The organism is Streptomyces sp. NPDC005899 (assembly GCF_040629645.1).
GTDB lineage: Bacteria > Actinomycetota > Actinomycetes > Streptomycetales > Streptomycetaceae > Streptomyces.
Genome location: NZ_JBEXWB010000233.1, coordinates 1 through 10351, shown reverse-complemented (window position 1 = coordinate 10351; position 10351 = coordinate 1). Strand labels below are relative to the sequence as shown.

At 73.4% G+C, this 10351-nt stretch carries 8 protein-coding genes; 4 read left to right on the top strand and 4 right to left on the bottom strand.

Annotated features, from left to right (window positions below; all coding sequences use genetic code 11):
- Nucleotides 1-15: 15 nt before the first annotated feature.
- Nucleotides 16-747, top strand: a complete 732-nt coding sequence (locus ABZ371_RS22830) for a DUF3152 domain-containing protein (RefSeq protein ID WP_358682691.1) — start codon at nucleotides 16-18, stop codon at nucleotides 745-747.
- Between the two features lie 113 nt (nucleotides 748-860).
- Here ABZ371_RS22830 and ABZ371_RS22825 read toward each other — a convergent pair whose 3' ends face one another.
- The 4 genes from ABZ371_RS22825 to ABZ371_RS22810 all read right to left on the bottom strand — a co-directional run bounded on the left by ABZ371_RS22825 (nucleotide 861) and on the right by ABZ371_RS22810 (nucleotide 5828).
- Entirely contained in the window at nucleotides 861-1508 is a 648-nt protein-coding gene (locus tag ABZ371_RS22825; RefSeq protein WP_358682689.1) for a hypothetical protein, read from the bottom strand.
- A 7-nt stretch (nucleotides 1509-1515) separates the two neighbouring features.
- Complete coding sequence (gene mqnC / locus ABZ371_RS22820) at nucleotides 1516-2715, bottom strand: cyclic dehypoxanthinyl futalosine synthase (RefSeq protein WP_358682687.1); 1200 nt, start codon at nucleotides 2713-2715, stop codon at nucleotides 1516-1518.
- Between the two features lie 72 nt (nucleotides 2716-2787).
- On the bottom strand, nucleotides 2788-4458 hold the full coding sequence (locus ABZ371_RS22815; RefSeq protein WP_358682685.1) for a protein kinase: 1671 nt from the start codon (nucleotides 4456-4458) through the stop codon (nucleotides 2788-2790).
- A 491-nt stretch (nucleotides 4459-4949) separates the two neighbouring features.
- On the bottom strand, nucleotides 4950-5828 hold the full coding sequence (locus ABZ371_RS22810) for a menaquinone biosynthesis protein (RefSeq protein WP_358682683.1): 879 nt from the start codon (nucleotides 5826-5828) through the stop codon (nucleotides 4950-4952).
- Nucleotides 5829-6114: 286 nt separating this feature from the next.
- Here ABZ371_RS22810 and ABZ371_RS22805 point away from each other — a divergent pair, with 286 nt between their 5' ends.
- The 3 genes from ABZ371_RS22805 (at nucleotide 6115) to ABZ371_RS22795 (ending at nucleotide 10112) form a co-directional block, all read left to right on the top strand.
- The gene (locus ABZ371_RS22805) at nucleotides 6115-6318 is read left to right on the top strand and encodes a cold-shock protein (protein WP_003967102.1); all 204 of its coding nucleotides are present in this window, start codon (nucleotides 6115-6117) and stop codon (nucleotides 6316-6318) included.
- A gap of 426 nt (nucleotides 6319-6744) precedes the next feature.
- On the top strand, nucleotides 6745-9711 hold the full coding sequence (locus ABZ371_RS22800) for a BTAD domain-containing putative transcriptional regulator (protein ID WP_358682681.1): 2967 nt from the start codon (nucleotides 6745-6747) through the stop codon (nucleotides 9709-9711).
- Between the two features lie 209 nt (nucleotides 9712-9920).
- On the top strand, nucleotides 9921-10112 hold the full coding sequence (locus ABZ371_RS22795) for a hypothetical protein (RefSeq protein ID WP_358682679.1): 192 nt from the start codon (nucleotides 9921-9923) through the stop codon (nucleotides 10110-10112).
- Nucleotides 10113-10351 lie beyond the last annotated feature (239 nt).

The following is a 10351-nucleotide window of genomic DNA, read 5'->3' as shown; positions in this document are numbered from 1 at the left end:
GCGGTTCTCGCCGCGCTGGCGCTGGCCGCGGTGGCCGCCGTGGCCGTGGTGCTGCTGGATCCCCCGCCGGGTTCCGGCGGCGGCGCGGCGCTCGCGGACGGTTCCACACCGGAGGCGGTCGCCGAGGACACGGGGGCCCCGTCCGCGGCCGGCTCCCCGCCGGCCGGCACCGGGAAGGCACCGCACGTACCGGAGTCGGGGCCGGGAACCTTCACGGTCGCGCGGGCCGGGCTCTCGAAGACCTCCGGCGGGAAGCACTACCGCGTGGAGGTGGAGGACGGCCTCGACGTCGATCCCGACGAGGCCGCCGAGGACATAGCGAAGATACTCACCGATCCGCGTGGCTGGTCGCACGGCGGCGGGACGTCCTTCCACCAGGTCGCCGACGGTTCGGCGGGACTGGTGATAAAGATCGCCACTCCGGACACCACGGACGAGATCTGCGGCCGCTACGGACTGCGGACCGGCGGGGAGGTCAACTGCCGGGTCGGCGAGAAGGTGATGGTGAACCTGAAGCGCTGGGAGCTCGGCTCACCCACGTTCGACGGGACCGCGGCCGAGTACCGCGCCCTCATCATCAACCACGAGGTCGGCCACTGGCTCGGGCACGAGCACGAGACCTGCCCCGGCCGAGGCCGGCCGGCGCCCGCGATGATGCAGCAGATCAAGGGGCTCAAGGGTTGCGTGTCCAACGCCTGGCCGTACGACGTGAACGGCCGCTACCTCGGCGGCCCGGCCGACCGGTAGCCGGGCACGGGCGCCGGGCAACTGACCACGCGGTCGGGCGCCCGCCCCCACCGCGGTCGGTTGATCCGGTCACGGGGCCCCCACCGCCGTCGGTGGGTCCGGTCGCAGGGCCCTCACCGCCGTCGGTGGACCAGCCTGCCGCCGAGCACCGTGGCCACACAGGCTCCGGCCCCCGCCTCGGCCAGCTCCGCCTCGCCGGGCACGTCGAAGACCGCCAGGTCGGCACGGCCGCCGACCGTGAGCGGGCCGTGCGCACAACCGGGCAGGTCGCGGCCGTGGACGAAGGGGTCGAGGTCCGGCTCGCCCGGAACACCGCCGGGAGGACCGGCGACCGGCACGAGACCCGAGCGGGCCACCGCCGTGCGTACGGTCCGGTCGCCGAAGGGGCCCGCCAGGTGCGTGGTGCCGTGGCTCAGCATCCGCTGCAGTCCCCTGCGCACGCTGCCGGCCCGGCGTGGTTCGTCCAGCCGGGCGGCCAGCCGCTCGAACTCCGCGCCGCTCAGCGGGTCTTCGCCGAGCTCGTCGGCCTCGCGCGGGTCGGGGTGGTAGCAGCGGGTCAGCAGCGCCGGGCCGTGCCACTGCCGCAGGCCGGGGGTGAGGACCCCGGGCCACCGGCGCACGCGGGCCGTGGGATGGGCGTCCACGACCGCGTCGTACGGGCCGATGGCGACGACCCGCTCGCCGTCCACGGCGACGGCACCCGCCGCCACGGGCGGCGTGCCGACCGGGAGGACCAGCGGCGCGGTGTGAACGGTGAGCACCGGTACGTCAGTTGGCGCTCAGGAGCTTCAGCTCCGGGTGGGCCGTGCCACCGGAGATCGCGGTGGACGAGATGTGGGAGACGACGCGCTCGTCGACCGGGTCGTTCGCCGGGTCGTCGTGCACGACGAGGTGCTCGTACGTCGTGGCCCGCTGGGCCGGGACGCGGCCCGCCTTGCGGATCAGGTCGATGATCTCGAGCCGGTTGGAGCGGTGCTTGGCACCGGCCGAGGAGACGACGTTCTCCTCCAGCATGATGGAGCCGAGGTCGTCCGCCCCGTAGTGCAGCGACAACTGGCCGACCTCCTTGCCGGTGGTCAGCCAGGAGCCCTGGATGTGGGCGACGTTGTCGAGGAAGAGCCGGGCGATGGCGATCATCCGCAGGTACTCGAAGAGCGTGGCCTGCGTCTGCCCCTTCAGCTTGTTGTTCTCCGGCTGGTAGGTGTACGGGATGAAGGCGCGGAAACCGCCCGTGCGGTCCTGGACGTCGCGGATCATCCGCAGGTGCTCGATGCGCTCGGCGTTCGTCTCGCCGGTGCCCATCAGCATGGTGGAGGTCGACTCCACGCCGAGGCCGTGCGCGATCTCCATGATCTCCAGCCACCGCTCGCCGGACTCCTTGAGCGGAGCGATCGCCGTGCGCGGCCGGGCGGGCAGCAGTTCGGCGCCGGCGCCCGCGAAGGAGTCGAGGCCGGCGGCGTGGATCCGCTCGATGGCCTCCTTCGCGGACACACCGGAGATCCGCGCCATGTGCTCGATCTCGGAGGCGCCCAGGGAGTGGATGACCAGCTGCGGGAACGCCTTCTTGATCGCGGAGAAGTGCTCCTCGTAGTACTCCACGCCGTAGTCCGGGTGGTGGCCGCCCTGGAACATGATTTGCGTTCCGCCCAGTTCGACGGTCTCCGCGCAGCGGCGCAGGATGTCGTCGAGGTCGCGCGACCAGCCCTTGGCCGTGTCCTTGGGGGCGGCGTAGAACGCGCAGAACTTGCACGCCGTGACGCAGACGTTGGTGTAGTTGATGTTCCGCTCGATGATGTACGTCGCGATGTGCTCCGTACCGGCGTAGCGGCGGCGGCGTACGGCGTCGGCGGCGGAGCCCAGCGCGTGCAGCGGGGCCGACCGGTACAGGTCGAGGGCCTCTTCCGGAGTGATCCGCCCGCCTTCGGCGGCGCGGTCGAGGACGGGCTGAAGGTCGGCCTTCTCGGTCACCGGGCTGTCACCTTTCGGCGGTACTTCAACGGATCTACGGACCGATCCAGCCTACGCCAGCCCCTGCCCCGGTCAGCCGCCGGACCGGGTGAGCGTGCCCTCGGGGTTCCCCGCGGCTTCCTCGTGCGACGCGTAGCGCAGGGTGCCGGCCGGGGTGAGCGTGAAGACGAGGTCGGCGTCGCCGCCGGTGCACAGGGCTCCGGTGCGGGCGTCCGGGTCGGCGTGCTCGCGAATCCTCAGCTCGGTGGCCGTGCCCGAGACGAGCGTGCCGACGCCCTTGCAGACGACGGTGGTGCCGAGCGCGTCGAAGCGGTAGGAGAGGTGGACCACCTCCTCGTTCCTCCTGCCCTCGACGAAGACCGCGGTGACCGTGCCGTGGGGCGCGCCGCTGCGCTCGGTCGCGGGTCCCTTCCACGTGCCGGTGAACGCCTCGGGCAGCTCGCTCACGGGCGCGGACGCCGCGGGGGCGTCCGGTGTGCCGGTCGTGGGGCCCTGGGACCGGGTGGCGGCCGGGGGCGCCGCGGTGTCGTTGCCGTGGCCGTCGTCGCCGCCGCCCGTGAACAGGTCGCTCATCGTCGCGGCCCCCACGGTCACGGCGGCCAGCGCGCCGGCGACGGCCAGTGCGACGGTGCAGCTGACGCGCCGCCCCGGGCGCGGGCCGGGCTGCTGCGGCCCGGTGTCCACGGTGAAGGCGAGGCGGGCTCCGGAGCCCTGCTCCCCCGGCCCGTCGGTCGCGGGCGGCGCGGTGTCCGGTGGCGACGGGAGGGGCGGACCGAAGGTGCCGAGCGGCGCGCTTCCGAGGGACGCGCTGCTGAACGGCACCGGCCCCGACTGCACCGGCGCCTCCTGCGGCTCCAGGTCCAGCAGGGCCACCGCCGCGCGGCTGACCTCACGCACCAGCGGGCCCGGCAGCCAGCCCGCCGAGACGAGCTGCGCCGCGCCGCCCGGCGCGAGGGCGCGGGCCAGTTCCGCCGGGGCGGGCCGGTCGGCGGGGTTCTTGGCGAGGCACTCCGCGACCAGGGAGCGGAGCTCTCCTTCCAGGTCGCCGAGCTCGGGTTCCTCGTGCACCACCTTGTAGAGGAGCACGGCGGAGGAGTCGCCGGGGAAGGGGGCGTTGCCGGTGGCGGCGTACGCGAGTACCGCCCCGAGCGAGAAGACGTCGGCCGCCCCGGAGATGTCCAGGCCCCGGATCTGCTCCGGCGCCATGTATCCGGGTGAGCCGACGGAGACTCCGGTGGAGGTGAGGGAGACGGTCGCGCCGAGCGCCCTGGCGATCCCGAAGTCGATCAGCCGGGGACCGTCGAGGGCGAGCAGGACGTTGGAGGGTTTCACGTCCCGGTGGATGAGGCCGTGCGCGTGCACGGCGTGGAGCGCCTCGCCGAGACCCGCTCCGAGGGTCCGTACGGCGTGTTCGGGCAGGGGCCCGTACCGGGTGACCGCGTCGGACAGGGGTGGCCCGGCCACGTATCCGGTCGCCACCCAGGGCACGGGGGCGTCCGGATCCGCGTCCAGGACGGGGGCCGTCCACTGTGCGCCGAGCCGGCGCGCGGCATCGACCTCCCGGCGGAACCTCGCGCGGAACTGCTCGTCGAGGGCGAAGTGGGGGTGGACGACCTTGACGGCGACGGTCCGCCCGCCGGTGCTGCGGCCGAGATAGACGCGGCCCATGCCGCCGGCGCCGAGCCTGCCGAGCAGCCGGTAGGCGCCGATCGTCCGCGGTTCGCCCGCTTCCAGCGGCTGCATATGGTCTCCCCCTGTGGACCGTGGGACCTCCGAGGCAGCCTAGAGGTCCCGGGGTGGGTGGTCACAGTGAACCTTCCGCTGATTTCACCCCTAACGGAGCGAAACGCGGTTTTCGCCACCGCGAAAGGCGTGAATACATCGTTCGCCGGTGGTGGGCGGTGTTCACCGTGCGGATACCCGCACGCGGACCGGGAGGGAGTTCGGGGCGCCGTCCGCAATTCGCAGCCCGGTGGCGCCGGCTATTCGCGGCATCGGCGCGGGACGGAATGCGGGCGGCGCTCCCGGGAAATGGGGCCGGGCGGGACGGAATGCGGGCGGCGCTCCCGGGGAACGGGACGGCGGGCCGTGGCGGAACGGCCCTGGGTCCCGGAAGCGGGCGGCCCGGGAAGGTACGGCATTCACCGTTCACCTGAGCCGCGCATTCACCGCTACCGCCGCCCGCCCCGGGCGCCTGCGCGGGGAGCGTGGCCCGCCTGTCCCGGCCGGCGCCCTCAGCCGCCGAGCAGTTCGACCCGCACGTCCGCCGGGAACCCCGTCGTCGGGCCGGTCCTGCGGGCGAACTCCCGCACGCCGGCCAGCTGGTCCGGGCCGAAGCGGAAGTCCAGGGTGGTGAAGTATCGCTCCAGCACCTCGGCGTCGAAGAGCTCCCAGCGCGCCGCCTGCTCCGCGACCTTGGTGACCTCCTCCAGCGACAGGTCCCGCGAGGCCAGGAACGCCTCGTGGACCTTCTCCACGAGGACGGGGTGCGCGGCCAGGTAGTCCTTGCGGGCGGCCCACACCGCGAAGACGAACGGCAGTCCCGTCCACTCCTTCCACATCTGCCCCAGGTCGTGGACCTGGAGCCCCAGCCGGGGGGCGTCGTGCAGATGGGCCCGCAGCGCGGCGTCGCCGATGAGGACGGCCGCGTCGGCCTCCTGCATCATGACGCCGAGGTCGGGCGGGCAGGTGTAGTAGTCGGGGGTGACGCCGTAGCGCTCGGAGAGCAGCAGCTGGGCCAGCCGCACGGAGGTGCGGGAGGTCGAGCCGAGCGCCACCCGGGCCCCGTCGAGCCGGTCCAGCGGCAGCTGCGACACGATCACGCAGGACATCACGGGCCCGTCGCAGCCGACCGCGATGTCGGGCAGGGCGACCAGGTCGTCGGCGTTGCGCAGGAACTCGACCAGGGTCACGGGAGCGATGTCGAGGTCCCCTCTGATCAGCTGCTCGCTGAGTCTCTCCGGGGTGTCCTTCGAGAGCTCCAGATCGAGCAGGGTCCCGGTCCGTGCCAGGCCCCAGTACAGGGGGAGGCAGTTCAGGAACTGGATGTGGCCGACGCGCGGCCTGCTGCGACGGTCGTCGCCTTCCACGGGAGAGACGGTTGAATTGTCCACATCGCGAGGCTAGACCCGTGCCCGCCGGCGGGCGTCATCGGGGCCCGCCGGCGGGTCTGCGGGCCCCTGTCCGCCGGCCTCCCGGGGACGCGGGGAGACATCCGGGAGAAGTGATCTTTCCCTCTACCGCTCCCCGCGACGTGCGTGCTAGGCTCGCTCGCAAGTTGCAGTTTGGTTTCCCTTGCAGTACAGAGCCTGCGGAGCATGTAACCCGCAGGCTTTTGTAGTTTTCAGACTTGTTTGGCAGGTTCTGGAGCAGGGCAACCCTTTGGCCCAAGGAGGGCTTATGGCTACCGGAACCGTCAAGTGGTTCAACGCTGAAAAGGGCTTCGGCTTCATCGCCCAGGACGGCGGCGGCCCGGATGTCTTCGTTCACTATTCCGCGATCAACGCGTCCGGGTTCCGCTCCCTCGAGGAGAACCAGGTCGTGAACTTCGACGTCACTCAGGGACCCAAGGGTCCGCAGGCTGAGAACGTCACCCCGGCCTAGTTGCCCGGGTCGGCCGATCGCGGCCGGCGTGCAGTACCCAAGGAGCCCCGCTCCCCCGCCCCGGCGGAGGAGCGGGGCTCCTGTCCTGTGCGGGCCGGCGGGAGCGCCCGTCCCGGTCACCGCGCGGCCCCCCGTGCACGCCATCGGCGCCTGTGGCCGGTGCCTGCGCACATGCCACCCTGTCACGACGCCACCGGCCTCCCCGGCGGACGGGACGGGGTGTACCGGGCCCTCACCCGCCGGGTGACACGGCGTCACCCACCGCACGGGTCCGCCGCCCCCCGAACATGTCGAGGGCCTGTGCAGAGCGTCACCCGATGCTGACGAGCCCGCCCATAACAAGGCAGACTGTTGAGCGCGGTACCAGTGGTACGGAACAGAGCGGGGTCAGCAGGACCGGCGGGACTAGCAGGACTGGGGGGCATCATGGACCGCGAGAACGGACCCGGCGTGCGCGTTCCGGAGCAACGTGCTCCGCGGGAACGGGCGGCCGCCACCGGCCTGCGCTTCACCGTGCTCGGCCCGGTCCGCGCCTGGCGCGGCGGTGAGGCCCTGCCGTCCGGGTCGCCGCAGCAGCGGGCGCTGCTGTGCGCCCTGCTCCTGCGCGACGGCCGCACCGCCACGGCCGCCGAGCTCATCGACGCCCTCTGGGGCGACGACCCCCCGTCCCAGGCCCTGGCCACCGTACGGACGTACGCCTCCCGGCTCCGCAAGATCCTGGGCCAGGACACCCTCGTCAGCGAGTCCGGGGGTTACGCCGTCCGCGTCCCCCGTGAGGCACTCGACCTGACGGCCGCCCAGGACCTGGCCGCGGAGGCGGAGAAGGCCCGCAGCGGCGGGGACCGGCACCAGGCCCGCGCGCTGATCAACGAGCTGCTGGGCCTGTGGGACGGGGAGGCCCTCGCCTCCCTTCCCGGCCCCTACGCGGAGAACCAGCGCACCAGCCTGGAGGAATGGCGCCTCCAGCTCACCGAGACCCGGCTGGACCTGGATCTGGAGGTCGGCTGCCACGCGGAGGCCGTCTCCGAGCTGACGGCGCTCACCGCCGCGCACCCGCTGCGTGAGCGGCTGCGCGAACTGCTGATGGTCGCCCTGTACCGCAGCGGCCGGCAGGCCGAGGCCCTCGCGGTGTACGCCGACACCCGCCGCCTGCTCGCGGAGGAGCTGGGCGTCGACCCCCGCCCGGAGCTCGCCCAGCTGCAGCAGCGGATCCTGCGGGCCGACGAGGAGCTGGCCCGCCCGGCCGACGGACCGGCACCCGTGTCCGCACCCCTGCGTCCGGCCCAGCTGCCGGCCACCGTCCCGGACTTCACGGGCCGCGCCGCGTTCGTACGCGAGCTCGGTGACCGGCTCGTGACCGCCGAGGGCTCCGTGATGGCCGTCTCCGCGCTCGCGGGGATCGGCGGTGTCGGCAAGACGACCCTCGCCGTGCACGTCGCCCACCTGGCACGCCCCCACTTCCCCGACGGCCAGCTGTACGTCGACCTCCAGGGCGCGGGCGCCCGGACCGCCGAGCCCGAGATCGTCCTCGGCGCGTTCCTGCGCGCCCTCGGCACCCCCGACTCCGCGATACCCGACTCCCTGGACGAGCGCGCCGCTCTCTACCGCTCCACCCTCGACGGCCGCCGCGTCCTCGTCCTGCTGGACAACGCCCACGACGCGGCGCAGATCCGGCCGCTGCTGCCCGGTACGGAGGGCTGCGCGGCACTGGTCACCAGCCGCGTCCGCATGGTCGATCTGGCCGGCGCGCACCTGGTGGACCTGGACGTGATGTCACCCGAGGAGGCGTTGCAGCTCTTCACCCGCATCGTCGGCGGCGAACGCGTCCGCGCGGAGCGCGAGGCCGCCCTGGACGTGGTGGCCGCCTGCGGCTTCCTGCCGCTGGCCATCCGCATCGCCGCCTCCCGCCTGGCCGCCCGCCGCACCTGGACGGTCTCGGTCCTGGCGGCGAAGCTCGCGGACGAGCGCCGCCGCCTCGACGAGCTCCAGGCCGGCGACCTCGCCGTGAAGGCCACCTTCGAGCTCGGTTACGGCCAGTTGGAGCCGGCGCAGGCCCGCGCCTTCCGCCTCCTGGGCCTGGCCGACGGACCGGACATCTCCCTCGCCGCGGCCGCCGCCCTGCTGAACCTGGACCTCCACACGGCCGAGGACCTCCTGGAGGCCCTGGTCGACACCAGTCTCCTGGAGTCGGCGGCACCGGGCCGCTACCGCTACCACGACCTGGTGCGCCTCTACGCGCGCGCGTGCGCCGAACGCGACGAGCAGCCTCCGGCGGAGCGGGAGCGTGTCCTCTCCCGCCTGCTGGACTTCTACCTGGCCACGGCCGCGGGTGTGTACGCGCTGGAGCGGCCGGGAGACCGGCTGGTGGACCACCTCGAACCGACGGAACACGCCGGGCTGTCCTTCGCGGACCGCCACTCGGCGCTGGACTGGCTGTACGCGGAGGCCGGCCCGCTGCTCGCCTGCGTGCGGCAGTGCTCCGCCCCCGGCACCCTGCGGCGCGCCGTGGACCTTCTCTGGGCGGCGCTCGACCTGGGCGAGTCGGGCGCCAACGCCAAGCAGTACGAGAGCACGGCCTTCGCCGTGCGGGACGCGGCCCGCGCGTTCGCCGACCGGCGTGCCGAGGTGCGGGCACTGGTCACCCTGGCGGACGTGCACCACACCTCGGGCCGTTTCGACCAGGCGGAGCAGGAGGCGGAGGAGATCATGCGGCTCGGTGACGCGGACGCCGACCCGCTCCCCGCGTGCTGGGCCCCGAACGCCCGGGGCATCATGGCGCTCTACCAGAGCAGGCACGACGACGGCGAGACGTACCTGACGCGGGCCATCAGCAGCTTCCGCTCGATCGGGGACCGGCCCGGCGAGGCGAGCGCCCTGTGCAACCTGTCGCGCATCCGCCTGGCCATGGGGCACCTCACCAGCGCGGTGTCCCTCGCCCAGCAGGGCATCGACATCTACGACAGCCTGGGGCACGCCCTCCGCAGTGCGAACGGCCGTTACGCGCTGGGCATGGCGCTCACCCGGAGCGGGCAGTTCACGGACGCGGCGGCCCGGCTGCACGAGGCCCTCGACGTCTTCCGGGACAGTCGCCAGCGGCTGTGGGAGGGGATGACCCTCTTCCGTCTCGCCGAGGTCGATTTCGCCGCGGGCGACTCCGCGGCCGCCGCCACCCAGGCCGAGCAGGCCCTGACAGCCCTGCGAGGAGTCGGTGGCGAGTGGCGCCGGGGCAACGTCCTCACCCTTCTGGGTCGCGCCCTCGATCACATCGGGCAGTTCGGCCGTGCCCAGGTGTGCTGGCGCGAGGCTCTCGCCATCTACGACGAACTGGGCTCCAGGGAGGCCGCCGACGTGCGGAACCTGCTCTCGTCCGTGGCCACGATCACGGCCGCGTGAACCGTGGGCGCCGACGGCGTTCATCGTTCGTTTATCGCCGCCCGGCACTCTCGTGTTGTCAATCCGTCGCGTCGGGGGGCAGGCGGGGTGACCGAAGGGGCGTCGCACTAGTGTGAGCGGCCCTGAGACGCCCGCCCGGCAGTCCACGGGGGAACCGCCGGGCGGGCCTCGCCCATCCGAGCACGCAGCACCAACGGGAGACGACGATCATGGCTGACGCGACGAACAAGAAGCCGGCGACCGAGCCGCAGGACATGCACGCCACCGGCGGTGGCGCCGGGGAGATCACCACGATGGACATGCACGCCACCGGCGGAACGATCAAGCCGCTGGACATGCACGCCACCGGTGGCCCGGCCACGACCGACGACATGCACGCCACGTCGGAGCCCACGAACTAGGTCTTTCGTCCGGATCGTGCCGGTTCAGGGCGCCGTGCTCCGGCACGGCGAGCCCGGCCCGACCGGACGGGAGGCCCGATCCCGGCGGGGATCACGGGGGAGCGGCCGCGGCGGCGCGGAGGGGGCGCCGTCGCGGCCGCCGCATGTCCGCACACAGCGGCCACCGGGCCCGGCGGGCGTCCACGACAGTCCCGCCGGACGTCCACGAGCGGGCCCGTGCCGTCCGGGGCCGGCCCTGG

Excerpts from the sequence above, each read along its gene's own strand:
- ABZ371_RS22815 (WP_358682685.1), bottom strand. The coding sequence starts at position 4,458 with ATGCAGCCGCTGGAAGCGGGCGAACCGCGGACGATCGGCGCCTACCGG.
- ABZ371_RS22805 (WP_003967102.1), top strand. The coding sequence starts at position 6,115 with ATGGCTACCGGAACCGTCAAGTGGTTCAACGCTGAAAAGGGCTTCGGC.
- ABZ371_RS22800 (WP_358682681.1), top strand. The coding sequence starts at position 6,745 with ATGGACCGCGAGAACGGACCCGGCGTGCGCGTTCCGGAGCAACGTGCT.
- ABZ371_RS22795 (WP_358682679.1), top strand. The coding sequence starts at position 9,921 with ATGGCTGACGCGACGAACAAGAAGCCGGCGACCGAGCCGCAGGACATG.